At 37.9% G+C, this 15818-nt stretch carries 16 protein-coding genes; 10 read left to right on the forward strand and 6 right to left on the reverse strand.

Features of this window, described 5'->3' with window-relative positions; genetic code table 11:
• From NL42_RS14295 to NL42_RS14310, 4 genes are all read left to right on the forward strand, one after another.
• A partial coding sequence (locus NL42_RS14295) for a DoxX family protein (protein ID WP_461313240.1) occupies positions 1–424 on the forward strand: 424 nt, incomplete at its 5' end.
• Between the two features lie 31 nt (positions 425–455).
• Positions 456–1370: a glyoxalase gene (locus tag NL42_RS14300; protein ID WP_461313241.1), complete on the forward strand. Its 915-nt coding sequence runs from the start codon at positions 456–458 to the stop codon at positions 1368–1370.
• Between the two features lie 109 nt (positions 1371–1479).
• Positions 1480–2940 carry an alginate export family protein gene (locus tag NL42_RS14305; protein ID WP_461313242.1) on the forward strand — a complete coding sequence of 487 codons (1461 nt, stop codon included), beginning with the start codon at positions 1480–1482 and terminating at the stop codon, positions 2938–2940.
• A gap of 17 nt (positions 2941–2957) precedes the next feature.
• Entirely contained in the window at positions 2958–3572 is a 615-nt protein-coding gene (locus tag NL42_RS14310; protein WP_461313243.1) for a M17 family peptidase N-terminal domain-containing protein, read from the forward strand.
• 94 nt (positions 3573–3666) lie between these two features.
• Here NL42_RS14310 and NL42_RS14315 read toward each other — a convergent pair whose 3' ends face one another.
• Both NL42_RS14315 and NL42_RS14320 read right to left on the reverse strand, forming a co-directional pair.
• The gene (locus tag NL42_RS14315; protein ID WP_461313244.1) at positions 3667–4578 is read right to left on the reverse strand and encodes an ornithine cyclodeaminase family protein; all 912 of its coding nucleotides are present in this window, start codon (positions 4576–4578) and stop codon (positions 3667–3669) included.
• A 111-nt stretch (positions 4579–4689) separates the two neighbouring features.
• Positions 4690–5661 carry a threo-3-hydroxy-L-aspartate ammonia-lyase gene (locus NL42_RS14320; protein WP_461313245.1) on the reverse strand — a complete coding sequence of 324 codons (972 nt, stop codon included), beginning with the start codon at positions 5659–5661 and terminating at the stop codon, positions 4690–4692.
• A 255-nt stretch (positions 5662–5916) separates the two neighbouring features.
• Between NL42_RS14320 and NL42_RS14325 the strand changes: the two genes are divergently transcribed.
• Positions 5917–6540: a helix-turn-helix transcriptional regulator gene (locus NL42_RS14325; RefSeq protein WP_461313246.1), complete on the forward strand. Its 624-nt coding sequence runs from the start codon at positions 5917–5919 to the stop codon at positions 6538–6540.
• A 47-nt stretch (positions 6541–6587) separates the two neighbouring features.
• Complete coding sequence (locus tag NL42_RS14330) at positions 6588–6827, forward strand: hypothetical protein (protein WP_461313247.1); 240 nt, start codon at positions 6588–6590, stop codon at positions 6825–6827.
• A gap of 33 nt (positions 6828–6860) precedes the next feature.
• On the opposite strand, the gene NL42_RS14335 is transcribed toward NL42_RS14330, so the two are convergent.
• Together NL42_RS14335 and NL42_RS14340 are read right to left on the reverse strand one after the other, a co-directional pair.
• Complete coding sequence (locus tag NL42_RS14335; protein WP_461313248.1) at positions 6861–7547, reverse strand: pirin family protein; 687 nt, start codon at positions 7545–7547, stop codon at positions 6861–6863.
• Between the two features lie 188 nt (positions 7548–7735).
• On the reverse strand, positions 7736–8974 hold the full coding sequence (locus NL42_RS14340) for a L,D-transpeptidase family protein (RefSeq protein WP_461313249.1): 1239 nt from the start codon (positions 8972–8974) through the stop codon (positions 7736–7738).
• 303 nt (positions 8975–9277) lie between these two features.
• Between NL42_RS14340 and hemE the strand changes: the two genes are divergently transcribed.
• From hemE to NL42_RS14360, 4 genes are all read left to right on the forward strand, one after another.
• Complete coding sequence (gene hemE / locus NL42_RS14345) at positions 9278–10351, forward strand: uroporphyrinogen decarboxylase (RefSeq protein ID WP_461313250.1); 1074 nt, start codon at positions 9278–9280, stop codon at positions 10349–10351.
• 5 nt (positions 10352–10356) lie between these two features.
• The gene (locus NL42_RS14350) at positions 10357–11151 is read left to right on the forward strand and encodes a DUF817 family protein (protein ID WP_461313251.1); all 795 of its coding nucleotides are present in this window, start codon (positions 10357–10359) and stop codon (positions 11149–11151) included.
• A 149-nt stretch (positions 11152–11300) separates the two neighbouring features.
• Positions 11301–11771, forward strand: a complete 471-nt coding sequence (locus NL42_RS14355) for a DUF3015 family protein (protein WP_005046013.1) — start codon at positions 11301–11303, stop codon at positions 11769–11771.
• A gap of 70 nt (positions 11772–11841) precedes the next feature.
• Positions 11842–13725: an Lnb N-terminal periplasmic domain-containing protein gene (locus NL42_RS14360; RefSeq protein WP_461313252.1), complete on the forward strand. Its 1884-nt coding sequence runs from the start codon at positions 11842–11844 to the stop codon at positions 13723–13725.
• Between the two features lie 69 nt (positions 13726–13794).
• Here NL42_RS14360 and blaADC read toward each other — a convergent pair whose 3' ends face one another.
• Together blaADC and folE are read right to left on the reverse strand one after the other, a co-directional pair.
• Positions 13795–14946, reverse strand: coding sequence for an ADC family extended-spectrum class C beta-lactamase (blaADC, locus tag NL42_RS14365; RefSeq protein ID WP_461313253.1), 1152 nt, complete (start codon positions 14944–14946; stop codon positions 13795–13797).
• A 148-nt stretch (positions 14947–15094) separates the two neighbouring features.
• Positions 15095–15643, reverse strand: coding sequence for a GTP cyclohydrolase I FolE (gene folE, locus NL42_RS14370; RefSeq protein ID WP_461313254.1), 549 nt, complete (start codon positions 15641–15643; stop codon positions 15095–15097).
• Between the last annotated feature and the right edge of the window lie 175 nt (positions 15644–15818).

The raw sequence follows: 15818 nt of genomic DNA on the forward strand, positions 1-15818 counted from the left end.
CTTAATTAATAATAATCCTGTGTGGATAAAAAAGATCTTATCAATTCATGGATTGCTCCCACTTCTTCGACTTGCATTAGTTTCAGCCTATTTAGTCGGTGGAATGAATAAATTCATCGGATTTCATGCAGCGATTGAGGAGCAGGCAAGTTTTGGTTTACAGCCTGCTTGGCTCTGGGCATCTACAGCGATTTTTATTGAAATTGTGGGTTCGCTCTTGGTTATTTTTAATCGTTTTGTCTGGCTAGGGGCTGGGGCTTTAGGCTGTTTAACCGCAATAGCAATGCTGGTTGCAAACGATTTTTGGAATCATACAGGCCCAGTATTTTTTAGCACGTTTAATAGTTTCTTTGAACACCTTGGTCTCATCGCTGCCCTAGTGATGGTCACCATTCTTTCTAATCAACAAACAAAGTCACAATAAGTTGTAGCACTTAATTCTTACGGAGTCTTTTATGCGTAAATCATTATCAGCCTTGCTTTTAAGCACAATGCTAGTGGGCACAAATGTTGCCATTGTTCCTCAAGTTTTTGCCAAAACAACAACCAGTGTAAAAAGTGAAGCGCCCGGTGTAGCTCCTCAATACGATACAACGCATGTGTATGTTAACCCCGAAGACTTCGATAAATTTACCGACAGCTTAGTCGCGACTTTTGGCGGGACCAAATCTAAACAGGGTGTTTTTCAGGTGACGCCAACACCAAGCCAAACCATTTCCCAGCTTGTATTGACTCCAGTAGGAACACTGTCTGTATTTGGTTTTAAAACTCCAATTCCACATCCGTTTGGTTTAGAAAGAACGGGCTATTTAGTCAAAGATATGGATACAGCCGTCCAGTCTGCCAAAGCAAATGGGGCAGATGTGATTGTTGATGCATTTCCTGACCCAATCGGGCGTGATGCAGTCATTCAATGGCCGGGTGGTGTAAATATGCAGCTTTATTGGCACACGACTAAACCGAGCTATAACAAACTAGAAACCGTTCCAGAAAATCGTATTTATGTTTCAAAACAAAGTGCCGATTCTTTTGTTAAAAAGTTCGTTAATTTCTCGCATGGCAAAGTGGTTTCAGATAATCCAAAAGCGGCTGGTGTAGAGATTGGACGCCCAAATGAAACCTATAGACGTATTCGCGTTGAATCTGATTTCGGCAAAATGACGGTGTTGGTTACTGATGGTCATCTTCCATATCCATATGGACACGATATGACGGGTTATGAAGTCAAAAATTTATCTGAGACTTTAGATAAAGCGACAAAAGCGGGTGTATCTGTACTCGTAAATGCCTATAAATCGGAAGGTCGTGAAGCCGCAATGGTGCAGTTCCCGGGTGGTTATATTGCCGAAATTCATGCTGCTACAAAGTAATTTATTGTCTTAATGATAGATAGAAACTGACACTCATATGGCCTAAGGGCAGTGTGAGTGTAAAAGACGAAGCCTCTGCAATGACCTATTTATTACCGTGGATAACCATATGGCTCAGCCTATTTCTAATGATAGAAAATATCGAATTAAGTGCTCAAAAAATTATCTTAAAATTATAAAAATGAGCGTCTTGCTTACGGGGAGTTTAGTTTTTTATGAATTTGCTCATGCAGAAAATGAGGCTGCAAATACAAATGCATGTCCAACTCGCCCAAAAATCTTAACCAATCGTTGGCAAGAAAATTGGGATGTTTTAAAAAATCCGTGTGTACCAAAGAAAATAGGTGATGATTTCAAATATATACCCTTTGGCAATAATAATTATTTGTCATTGGGTGCAAATATTCGTGAGCGTTTTGAAGTCAATAATAATGCGAGATTTGGAAGCGGAAATAATCAAGCCGATCGTTATTTAATTCAAAGATTACAAGTTCATGCAGATGCTCGTATTGGTGATCACTTACAATTATTTACTCAGTTCAGTGATGCACGAGCGTTTGATAAAAAGAATATTAGCAGTACCGATCAGAATAGACTCGATGTTGAACAAGCTTTTATTGCTTGGGTGAGTCCATTAAACAATGGAACTTTTAAATTTAGAGTAGGTCGCCAAGAGATGGCTTTTGACTTACAGCGCTTTATTTCAAATCGTGAAGGCCCAAACGTTAGGCAAGCCTTTGATGGCATTTGGTCGAATTATGAATATGGCGACTGGAGAGTTTTAGGCTATCTCACCAGACCTGTTCAAATTGAAAAAGATTCAACTTTTAATGACCACTCGAAACGTAATTTAAGTTTTAGTGGCTTTCGCGTAGATAAACAAAATGTGTGGGGAGGTGAGTTGTCTGGTTATTACTCACGTTATGAACGGGATAACGCATCTTTTACAAGTGTTAAGGGGAATGAGATTCGAGACTTATATGATGCTCGTCATATGGGTAAAAAGAATAATATCGATTGGGATGTTGAAGGCATGCTGCAACATGGAAGGATTGGCGGACAATCTATTCAAGCATGGGGACTCAGTAGCATTACAGGATACACGTTTGCTGACAAAGCTTGGTCACCACGTTTAGGCGTCCAGTTTGATATTGCCACAGGCGATAAAAACGCCAACGATAATGAGCTCAATACCTTTAACCAGCTCTTTGCAAACGGCTCATATTTTACTTTGGCGGGTTACAGTGGCTACAGCAATATTATTCACATAAAACCATCTCTGACACTCAAGCCTTCCGATAAACTTACCCTGTTAAGTGCCTTAGGTTTTCAGTGGCGTGAAACTACCAATGATGCAGTTTATTTCCAAGGCAATAACAGCATGGCGAACACAGCAGGCCAAGGCTCAAGTTGGACAGGGGCATATATTCAACTGAGAGCAGATCAGAAAATAAATTCTAATTTGTCTGTTGCTGCTGAAGGAGTGCACTTTGAAGTCGGAGATATCATTAAGAGAGCGGGTGGTAAAGACGCAAACTATTTAGGACTTGAGCTTAAATATGCATGGTAAAACGAGAAGAGAAAAATATGAGCACAGATTTAAAGCAAACTAAAATTGGAAGTTACCAAAATTTAGACATCGAACTCGTGACTTGGGACTGTGCTTCGGCCGAGGTTGATCTTTCTTGTGCTTGTATCTTTGAACATGAAATGAATAACCGTTCTTTTTCGGGCGGTTTAGCACATTTAGATGAAGCTCTAAATGGAAGACTAAATGAAATACGGAAAAATAACTGGTTCAGCGCAAAACTGAATGATGCTCTTTTAATAAATCAAACTCCTTCAACCATACAAGCTTCTAAAGTTTTATTGATAGGAATGGGTGCGCCAGAAGATTTTAACGTAGAGAAAATAGGGACTGCGATAAAAACTGCTGTGAAAACAGCGCATCAATTGGAACTTAAAAGTGTGGCATTTGCGCCTAGTATTTTAGATACGGGTCTTAATCCTCCCGCTGGTTTAAATGAACTCATGCTAAGAAGCTTAAAAGAAGAATTAGACCGACATACACAACTTTATTTGCAAAATTTAGTCAAAAAGTCTGAAATTGAAAGGTGGATATTTGATTCGGGTTTTCAAAATTATGACGTTAAGGCTGAACAATATAGAACGTCTTTTGCCAAAATTTTTACTGAAGATTAATTCTTGTTTTTAAAATGAATTCGGTAAAGAGGTATAAAAGAAACACGTTTTAACTTAACTGCATCAACCTGAATGATGCAGTTAAATGTAAAGATTAAGAAATTTCTAAAATTTTCTGGGCGATATATAAATCTTGTATGGACAGGCCTGAACTGTCATAAATTGTGATTTGTTCCTGAGACTGTCTTCCTTGGGCATTTGCTAAAAGCACATCACCGATATTGATTAAGGTTGCAGACTCAGGCGCATGTTGAAATTCACCAATAAGTTTAGACTGGACATTAAGATCGCAAAATAAATTACTATGTGAAAATAACTCTGGCGGAAGTTCTTGTTTGCCTTGTTTATCTGAACCCATAGATGAAATATGAGTACCAGCTTTAACCCATTCTGCTTTGAAAAGAGGAGTGTGGGAGGACGTTGCTGTCACAATAATATCCGCTTGTTCACAGGCTTCTTTTGCACCTGTAATGTGAAGCTGAATACCTAATGGTTTGAGGTCTTCTGCCATTTGTTCAGCTTTACTTGAGTCACGCCCTACTATCAAAATCTGTTCGAAATTTCTAATTCTCGCTAGCGCCTCACATTCATATTTAGCCTGATTTCCTGTACCAAATATAGCCAATACCTTTGAATCTTTTCTTGCCAATATATTGGTCGCAATTGCATTAGAAGCGGCTGTACGAAATGCATTGACTTTGCCTGCTTCGATGGCTGCTGCCATTTTTCCATTGGCTTGATTAAATAATAAAATGAGCGCGTTATGGCGTGGTAAACCATTTTTAGGGTTATCTTCCCAAAAAGAACCAACTTTAAGACCAGCTAAGTGCTGAGTCGCCGATGACTTAACACTAAAGGTATTTTTGCTATCAGATGCTTGACCATGAACGACAGGAAAACTTTTAGTGTCTGGTTGAGTTGCAGCAATTAAAGCTTCGTAAATTGCATCATAAGCGAGTTCATGATTGATGAGAGCAGAAGATTCAGACTCAGAAATAAATCTCATCACCATCTCCAAAAGTTTATTTAAATTAAGACGCGAACAGGTCGAGAGGTCAGCGCATATTTAATGCCTATCTATGATGCTTTAAAAGAAATCACAGATAGGCATCGACTTTTATTTAGCTGCTAGAAACTCTACATATTTAGAAATATCGACATTCCCACCACTAATAATGATGCCTATACGTTTGCCTTTTAATTCATGTTTCAAATTGCGTGCAGCCGCAAATCCAAGGCATCCTGTCGGTTCAATAACCATCTTCATTCTTTCAGCAAAGAACTTCATAGAAGTCACGAGTTCTTCGTCTGTTACAGTCAAAATGTCATCTACATTCTTTTGAATAATAGGAAAAGTTAGTTTGCCTAAATATTGAGTTTGAGCACCGTCGGCAATCGTTTGGGGCGTATCAATATGAACAATTTCTCCTTTTCTAAAGGACATTTGCCCATCATTCCCTAGGGCAGGTTCAACACCATATATTTTACAGTTCGGAGAGAGTTGACGAGCAGATAAGGCAGAGCCTGCCAATAAACCTCCTCCACCTAAACATACAAAGAGGTAATCCAACTCACCAACTTCTTCAAATAGCTCTTTTGCAGCCGTTCCTTGACCTGCAATCACATGCGGATGATCATAAGATGGAATTAAAGTTAGACCATTTTTTTCGGCAATCTCTTTTCCAATTTGTTCTCGATCTTCTGTATAACGATCAAATTCAACAATATTGCCGCCGTATTCTCGCGTCGCTGCCATTTTTGCAGCAGGAGCATCTTTGGGCATGATGATTGTTGCAGGAATACCAAGGATTTTTGCTGACAGTGCAATCGCTTGAGCATGATTTCCCGAAGAGAAAGCAACCACACCAGCTTTTTTTTGAGCCTCATCGAACTGTGCAAGCGCATTCATTGCACCACGAAATTTGAAAGCACCAACACGCTGAAAATTCTCACATTTAAAGAATACTTCTGCTTCAAATTCATTGTTAACAGTACGTGAAGTTAAAACAGGGGTTTTATTTGCAAAACCTTTAATACGCTCAGCAGCGGCTGCGACATCTTCATAAGTTGGAAGGGTTAAATTTTTCATAATTAAACCTAATTCTATTCAATGTTTTCGGATGCAAGATTTCGTATTGCTCAAGCAATTCACAATATATTGACCTTGTTTAGATAAAATATATACATTTAGATAAAATGTCTAATTTTATTTTCTGATGTTATAACAATGAGATATAAGATTTTGATTTACATTAAGTTTAAAATTAGATAAAAAGTCTAAATTACTATTGCATACTTCACCCTAGGGTTTGAAATAGTAAGTAAGTCATTTGGAGGAAATACATTGGGAAATCGTGATAAACATTTACTCACTCAACTAGATACAATCGCGAAAGGATTAAGTGAAACGCTATTTCCCTTTTGTGAAGTTGTTGTCCATGACTTAGCAAATCCTGAACATGCCATACTCTCAATACACAATAATTTATCTGGTCGAAAAATTGGAGATCCAGCAACAGAGTTAGGGCTGGCAAGAATTATGTCTCCAGAATTTCCCAATCTTATTTCAAACTATGCAAACCAGTTTGCAGATGGCCGCCCTGCAAAAAGTACTTCTATTGGTATTAAAGATGAAGAGGGCGAATATGTGGCCGCCTTATGTATGAATATTGATTTAACCCTATTTAGGGGCATGCAAAGCGCTTTAGACCAGTTTACTAAAATTGAAACTGACAACATTATTGAAAATTTGGAACCGAATGGGTCTGAAGCAATTCGAAGATATATCGATCAATTTGCCTCAAAACATGCGACTACACCGCGTATGTTAAAACTCAATGAGCGAAAACAATTAATACACGAGTTAAAGAATAATGGTTTATTAGACATTAAAAAGGCTGTAGAGACTGTTGCACAACATTTAGGTATATCAAGAGCGAGTGCCTATTTGTATGTGAAGGAAACTTAAAATAGTTTATTTTAATGTGTGTTTAGATTGATCAAGGAGGTCGTTATTTGAAGTTATTTATTATTATATTTATTGCAATTTTTTCTAGTATTGGACTGATCTGCTTAATTGCTCTACTCAAAAATCTAAAAAACAATTCGTCATCTGGTGAACACGATCATTCATTTTCTTCAACACATCATTTTCACGATAATAGTCCTAGTCATCATCATAGCTCTAGTTATTCAAATGATTGTTTATCATCTTCAGATTCAGGTAGTTGTGATAGTGGGGGCAGTGGAGATTAAAAAAGCCCTTTTATGCAAAGGGCTTTTAATGATTTAAGGTAAGTCGAACCAGATAAATTGACTATCTTCAGTTGCCTGAATCGTCGCTTTACCTTCAAATACGAAAGCATCGCCTGCTTTGACTTCTTGATCGCCAATACGGATGACACCTGAAATCACGTGAACATAGTTCACTTTTTTAACTGGCTCAACGTTTAATTCACGTCCTTTTTCCAATACAGCCGACTTTATTTCTGTATTTTGGCGAATATGCATCGGTGCATTTGCATCTGGCCCTGCAATTAAATGCCATTTGTTTGGATCATTACGTGGGTCAAGATTAATTTGCTGGTAATTTGGCTCTGCATCTCTTACGTTTGGAATAATCCAGATTTGTAATAAATGTACAGGCGTATCAGTGTTGTTGATTTCACTGTGGGCAACACCTGTGCCAGCGCTCATTAACTGCCATTCACCTGCTTTAATCTGGCCTTCATTTCCCATCGTGTCGCGGTGTGAAATTGCACCATCGAGCACACAGGTTAAGATTTCCATGTTGTCATGCGAGTGCGTGCCGAAACCATTATGCGCATCAATTCTATCGTCATTAATCACACGTAGTGCACTGACACCCATATATTTAGGGTTATACCAACTACCAAATGAAAAGCTATGATAAGACTCTAACCAACCCGCTTTTACATGACCTCGATCTTCACCACGATGTAGATAAGCATTCATGATCTAATCTCCCAAATTTTTTATTTATCTCTTGAGAAATATATTAACGTTCTATAGAAGCCAGAAAAATAGGCTAACTGCAACATGTCGTTGCATAATTGATATGGTTGTAAAGTTTTTTATTGATCAATATTTTTAGGAATAAAAAAACCTGCCATGAAGGCAGGTTTTTTTAAAGAATATATTAATTACTCAAGGAATTTAACAGTTACGCCAGAACGTACTTTATTTCCTAAATCATTGGCATCCCAGTTTGTTAAACGGATACAACCGTGTGATGCAGTTTTAGAAATTAAAGATGGATTTGGAGTTCCGTGAATACCAAAAGATTTTTTACTTAAACCAATCCAGATATTACCTACTGGAGCATTCGGGCCAGGTGGTAAAGAAAGAGGTTTTAAGTTTTTACCTTGTACGAAGTTCGAAGGTGAATAGCTGTACCAAGGGTTACGTGCCACACCAACTACCTTGTAAGTACCGGCCGGAGAAGGCGTATCAGTACTGCCAATTGTTGCAGGAAATGAGGCAATCATTTGGTTCCGGCTATTGAAGAGATACAATTGTTTTGCACCTTTATGGGCAATAATCAAATGAATATCTTCTGGTAAATCATTGCGCACGTTTGGAACAATGATTTTTTCACCCACTTTTTTGAATGTCGCAGTTGGGTTTAATTTCTTCAAGAAACCTTCATCAATATGAAACTTCTCACCCAACATTTCGGTCACACGTGTGTAGTACAAACCTTTCATTTTAGCTTGTAATGCGTAGTCAGAAGGAATCGACTCAGCATATGGACCTTTTAAGTCAGCATCAGAAATTGTGTATTCAATAAATGCTGGCTTGTTTTGTTTCGCAACCAATGCATCCCAAGTTTCTTTGGTCAGGTCACCAGTAGCTGATAAACCATTCATTTGTTGGAATGAAGAAATTGCTTTTAATGTATTTTTACCGCTCATGCCGTCAATTGCACCTGGTGATGCATGTGCATTATTGAGCATCACATGGGCACGCGCATAAACTGGAAGTTGGCCTTTACCAATATTTTCAGACCATTCTGCCGAGTTTAAGCTATCTAAAGTCCATGATGCAGCAGTTGTCGCAGGAGCCGTAGACGCAGCAGTGCTTTTAGCAACAGCTGGAGTAGACGCCGCGATGCCTGATTCAGCATTTGGGTCTTCAGTTTTTTGCAAATTTTGTAATGTTGTTGACGCTCGATTTAAGTCATTTTGTTCTTGAGCGGTAATTTGTGTCGAAGCTTGAGCTTTTACAGTTGAAGCTGCATCTACTGCTAAAGGATCAATCGGATCTTCCACAGGAGCTGATACCTTTTTAGGGTTCAGGGGTTGCTCAGTTGTTGAAGCAGCAAAAGCAACATTAGCAATAATACAACTTAAACTCATAGCGAGTAATGAGCGAACAAACATGTAATTCAACCTTAAGAATTTTCATATAAGCAATAGGGGAATTGATCTAATCTCAAAGTGCATAAAATTACCAATAACTCATTTTTATGAGCCCAAGATTGGCAATTTAGTGATTAAAAGAATATTCAATGACCCCAATGTAACGTGTTGCAAGTATTGCAGAAAACCCCACGCCTTGCAGTAGACTTTTGTGTAAATATGCATTTTTTAGTAGATTGACAAGTTTTTTGTGTGAAATTGAAATTATAAAAATGTCTCTGTTTTTGATATGATGCTGCCACATAAAGAAGATAGAGATTGGTAATGACGACTTTGAAAAATGATCGTTTCCTCCGTGCTTTGTTACGCGAACCTGTAGATACCACACCAGTGTGGATGATGCGTCAAGCAGGGCGTTATTTGCCTGAATATCGTGAAACACGTTCAAAAGCGGGTGATTTCCTATCTTTATGTAAAAATACAGATTTTGCCTGTGAAGTGACTTTACAACCTTTGCGTCGCTACGACTTAGATGCAGCAATTTTATTTTCAGATATTTTAACTATTCCAGATGCACTGGGTTTAGGGCTTTATTTTGAAACTGGAGAAGGTCCTAAGTTTCAAAAGACCGTACGTACTGAACAAGATGTGGCGAATTTGCCAAAGTTAAATGCAAAATCAGATCTTGATTATGTAATGAATGCGGTAAGCACGATTCGCGCTGCTTTAGGTGGTCAAGTTCCACTGATTGGTTTTTCTGGTAGCCCTTGGACGCTAGCAACTTACATGGTTGAAGGCGGTTCAAGTAAAGAATTCCGTTATACCAAGCAGATGATGTACGCTCAACCTGAAGTTTTGCATGCTTTGCTTGATCATTTAGCAGACTCTGTAATTGACTATTTAAATGCTCAAATTGATGCAGGTGCTCAGGCGATCCAGATCTTTGATAGCTGGGGCGGGGCATTGGCACATCGTGAATATGTCGAATTTTCTTTAAACTACATGAATAAAATCATTGCTGGTTTGCAACGTGAAAAAGACGGTCGACGTATTCCTATCATTGTGTTCACTAAAGGTGGTGGCCAATGGTTGGAACCAATGATTAGCACAGGTGCAGATGCATTAGGTTTAGATTGGACTACGCGATTAGATACAGCTCGAACTACGGTGGCTGGACGTGTCGCTTTACAAGGAAATCTTGATCCGGCTGTTTTATATGGTTCGGCTGCTTCAATTGAAAAAGCAGTAAAAGCCATGTTGGATGATGCATACGCAAATGGTGAAAAGACGGGTTACATTGCTAACTTAGGCCATGGGATTACTCAGTGGGTAGACCCTGCACAACCAAAAATCTTTGTAGATACAGTGCATGAGTATAGTGCTAAATATCTAGGATAGTTTTTGTGCAATATCTAACTTTACCGTTTCAATTTATCGGCAAGGCTGTTTCGGCAGCCTTGTTTGGTATTTTGCTTTTAATTGCTTTTGCTTTAACAGCACCGATGGGAAGCCATGAATATATGGGGTTCTATCGTTATGATTACTTACTAATTTATGCACTGATTATTCAAGTTTGCTTATTGTATTTAAAGCTTGAGTCATGGCAAGAAGCCAAAGTGATTGCTTTATTTCATGTCATGGCAATGGTCATGGAAATATTCCTAACGCATCCTGCGATTGCATCGTGGCAATATCCACAGCCCGCTGTATTTAAAATTTTAACGGTACCTTTATTTGCAGGTTTCATGTATTCGGCTGTAGGTAGTTTCTTCGCACGCTCTATACGACTGTTTAAGGTATCTTTTGAAAAGCTTCCAAGTTTTGGAACGATGCTGTTACTGGCATTTTTCTCATATATAAATTTTATGAGTAAATTTTTTGTACCCGATATTCGTTATATTTTATTTGCGATTAGTATTTTTATTTTTTGGAAAACAAAACTTTATTTTCAATTAAACGAACATAAATTTAAAATTCCGATGTTACCAGTGTTGTTTACACTCGCATTTCTGATCTGGATTGCTGAAAATATTAGTACATTTTATAAAATCTGGCTCTATCCAAGTCAGGTCGATGCTTGGCATATGGTCGGTTGGGGCAAGCTAGGATCGTGGTATTTATTATTAATTTTAAGTCTAGTACTTGTGCTTAAAATATTAGGCAACAGGGATAACCAAGGTAACTGGAATTTAAGATAATTTTTCTTTAGCACTTTTCATCATATTGTTTATTTTTTAATTGCTAAATCACAACCTTCTCGCTATCTTTAATATCGTGTAATAAAAATTACACATAACAATACAACACATAAGAAACAATCAATAATGATTTTTGGAGATTTACATCTATGTTAAAAAAAATAGCTTTAGCTGCTTTATTAGCAGCTGGTTCAAGTGTTGCAATGGCTGACAATGATGTGGGCTGTGGTGCAGGTACACAAATATGGGCTGGCAAAAAAGGAGTAGCGCCTAAAATTCTTGCTGCAACAACAAACGGTATTTTTACTAACCAATTACTAGGGATCACTTTCGGTACTTTAGGCTGCCGTCAAGGCGGAACAGTAACAGCACAAGTTGTAACATTCACAAATGAAAATGCAGAAGCTTTAGCACGTGATATGGCAGTAGGCCAAGGTGAAAGCCTGAACGTACTTGCTGAGTTAATGCAAATTAAACCTCAAGATAAAGACCGTTTCTTTAAAGTTTCAAAAGCAAACTTTGGTGAAATCTATTCAGCAAATAACCAAAATACCCTTCAAGTTTTAGCATCACTGCAAACTGTAATGGCTAAAGATGACGTTTTAAAAGCTTACGTATAAGTTTGAAACTGAAAACCCTGTCGTATGGCAGGGTTTTTCTTATATTTAATGATAAAAATTGATGAGCTTAATGAAGTCAGTTGTTTTAGTTTTTGCCTCTTTGGCAGTTAATATTGCGTATTCAGCAGATATAAATCCATCTATTCAAAAATATTGGTCAATTGCAGAACAGAAAAACTTAGATCAAGACATTACATGGCAAAGGCTCATGTATGCCAATAAAGACCATAAAAGTGATGTCACTTATTCTGGCTATTTTATGTCGGAAAATGGCAAAAATAATTTAAAAGAAGAACTGAAAGCTGACATCTCGGCATTATTTATGCCTGCTCCAGATAATCAGTCGATTCGCTGTAAATTTCCGGCACGCAGTCAATGGCTCATACAAAAAATAGGCATTCAAGAAAATGAATTGCCTCAAGTTAAATGTTCAGAATTTGAAAATTGGATTGGGCAGATTAAGCCTCATAAAGCGACACTAATTTATGCGACAGATTTTATGGGCAACCCTAGCTCAATGTTTGGTCATACTTTATTGCGTTTAGACCCCAAAGATCAGCAACAATTAAATTTAGTTTCCTATGCTGTAAATTATGCAGCAACTGTGGCAGGAAACGACAATTGGTCATATGCATGGAAAGGTTTAACAGGGCAATATCCGGGTGAATATTCACTGATGCCTTATTACCGTAAAGTAAAAGAGTACGGCGATTTTGAAAGCCGTGACTTATGGGAGTATGAGCTAAATTTAACACCTGAAGAAACACGGTTTTTAGTAAGCCATATTTGGGAAATGCAACATGTGAGCTTTCCTTATTACTTTGTGAGCGATAACTGCGCCTATCGATTGTTAGGGTTGGTTGATTTAGTAAAACCTGAGTCTCACCTGCAAGAAAAATTCACTCATGCTTCCATCCCGATGGAAACCATTAAATCGATGCAGCAGCAAGGGTTAACCAAAGCTCCTGTATATCGGCCTGCTTTAGAAACTCAGCTATTGGCCCAAGCTCATCAGCATGGGGCTTCTTTAGCGAAGGTGGCTCATCAAATTGCGATGATGCCCACTCAGCAGTCTTCTCAAATTTTAAAATCATTTAGTGAGCAAGATCAGGCTAAAATTTTAGAGATGGCTTATGATGATTTATATCTTCAATTTACCAGCCGTAAAATAGAAGAAAGCGTTGCTCAGCCTCAGTTGCGTCAACTTTTAGCGCTAAGAAGTCAGATTGATTTAGACAAACAGCGTCAAGAACCTAAAAGACCAGCAAAAGAGCCAACTCAAGGTCACAATGCCCGTAATATTTCAGTCAAAGCAGGCGAGGTTCAAGGAGACAAGTTTATCGAACTTGGTCATCGCCAAGCCTATCATGACTTGATAGATCCTCAAGGAGGATACCGCGCAGGCACTCAATTACTCTTTTTAAATGGTAATGCACAGTGGCGAGATGATCATTTAAAGTTAGAAAGTCTTGATCTGCTAGAAGTAAATTCTTATAACCCGATTCAACCTTTTAAAACACCGCTGAGTTGGGGATTTAATTTGGGTTGGCGTCAGGAAGCGATTCATGATGGTACTTTTAGTGAAGAAAAACAGCATGGTGTAGCGAATTTTAACGCTCAGGTTGGATATAGCTTTGCCGACTATGAGCGCAAACATATTTGCTATGGGCAACTACAAACCTACCTACAAGCAGGTTCAAATCTAGATAAAGGATGGCGTGTAGGAATGGGCCCAACTTTAGGCTGTATGAACCAATGGTTTGAACACTTCAACTCTGTGGTGCAAATTGAATTGCCATATTGGCAAGACCAAAACCAGTGGAATTTGAGAGTCAATACTCAGTGGCAATATGTGATTAATAGTAATAATACCGTTCGATTAAACTGGGATTATGAACAACAAAATCATCGAGACTGGATGAAATCAAGTCTAGGATATGTTTGGTTCTTTTAAATAGCATTACGAATAAAAAAAGGGAAAAATGAATGAAATCATTTCTCCCTTTTTTGTTTTAGCAAAAGTTTATTTCTTTATTGCATTCAACACTGCATACGCTGCTTTAATACGTTCTTCATTGGGAATACGTTTATTGGTTAACATGACTAAACCAATATTTTCTTTAGGAATAAAGACAACATATGTTCCAAAGCCGTTAGTTGAACCAGTTTTGTGGTAAATCTTGACTGAAGGTTCTTTTGAAATAGCAGTCACTTTATTAGGCTTCATCACGATTTGTTCTGAATTACTGTCTAATAAAGTCTGTAACGGTGCTGGATAAGAGAACTCTTCCCAACCTAATGCTTGATACATCGTGCCTACTTGGTAGAAACCTTTATGTGTTTCATTAATTGCGCGTTGAATATCTGCCGGATATTTTTGTGGATTTAGATTGGCATTAACGAAACTCAGCATATCCGGTAAGGTCGATTTAACGCCGTACGCAGGTGCATCTAGCGGGCCGGGGTTAACTCGAATTGGCTGATTTTCTTGGTTATAGCCAAATGCATAGTTTTGCATTTGAGTTTTAGGCACATTTACATAGCTATGTTTTAAGTGAAGAGACGGAAAAATTGTCTTTTCTAAAACCTGACTAAAAGGCTGGTTCATCGATAAGCCTACAACTTTTCCAAATAGGCCAATACTTGGGTTTGAATATTGTCGATATTCACCAATTTGGTTTTTAGGTTTCCAGTCTTTGAAAAAAGTTAAAACTTGTTGGTCTGTTTGTACTTCATCTGGAAATTGTAAGCCAAGGTTGCCACTCGTATACGTCGCAAGTTGAAGTAAGTTGACCTGATCAATCGGTGTATTTTTTAATTCTTTCCAATATTTTCCGGGTGTGTCATCAAAAGAAATTGTTCCTTTTGTTTTGGCATATCCGCCAGCTGTAGCAGTAAATAATTTACTAACAGAACCTAGTTCAAAAATGGTATTGCCATTTACGGCTTTTTTATCTTGAACGGATTGTAGACCATAATACATTTCATATTTTTTATTATTTTGGATGACACCCACGGCCATACCGGGCACATCATATTTTTCTAATAATGGTTTAAAGTTTTGATCAACCAGTTTTTTAATTTCTTGTTCTTTTGGTGTATTGCCCGCATAAATTGAGGTATTAAAAATAAAAAGAGGCGGCAAAAGTAAGCAGGAAATTTTGTTAAATCGCATTATTAACTCATACATCATTTAAAATTAAAGATGCGTACTTTTATAACAAAAATCACATAATTTGATTGTTATGTTTTATAGAATAAAAGCTGTATATAGGTATAAAAAAAGCCCAACTGAGTCGGGCTTTTTGGCAGTAGCAACCAGATTAGTAACTTTCTGGTACTGCACTTAAAAATTCACGGCGTGCATCTTTGTCAGTTTTAAAATCTCCGACAAATGAAACTGTACGAGTTGTAGATTCCTGTTTACCTACACCACGCATCATCATACACATATGTGCTGAATCGATAACGACAGCCACACCACGTGCGCCAGTCACTTCAGCTACAGCTTCAGCGATTTGCTGAGTTAAATTTTCTTGAATTTGCAAACGACGAGCAAACATCTCGGTAATACGCGCAAATTTAGATAAGCCAAGAACTTTGCCTTCTGGTAAATAGGCAACATGAACACGGCCATAGAATGGGAGGAGATGATGTTCGCAAAGCGAATAGAATTCAATATTCTTCACCAATACCATTTCATGGTTATCTGATGGAAAAACAGCATTATTGGTGACTTCTTCTAAAGTTTTACTATAGCCAGAAGTTAAATATGAAAAAGCTTTAGCCGCACGCACAGGCGTATCTTTAAGGCCGGGACGATTAAGATCTTCACCGACGGCAGTCAGAATATTTGCGTACGATTGCTGCATTGACATAAGACGTATAAATTTACTCTATTAGACAAGCTCGGCATTGTATCAGAAACATAACCAGATGTTCATAACTCGACGCACTATATTTATTTTGGTTTTGCGCGCGTTTAATAAAAGATGAATAAATTTCATGTTTTTTATCGTTAATAGTCAAGAGTTTGAACATGAAATA

The organism is Acinetobacter sp. GN11 (genome assembly GCF_054823985.1).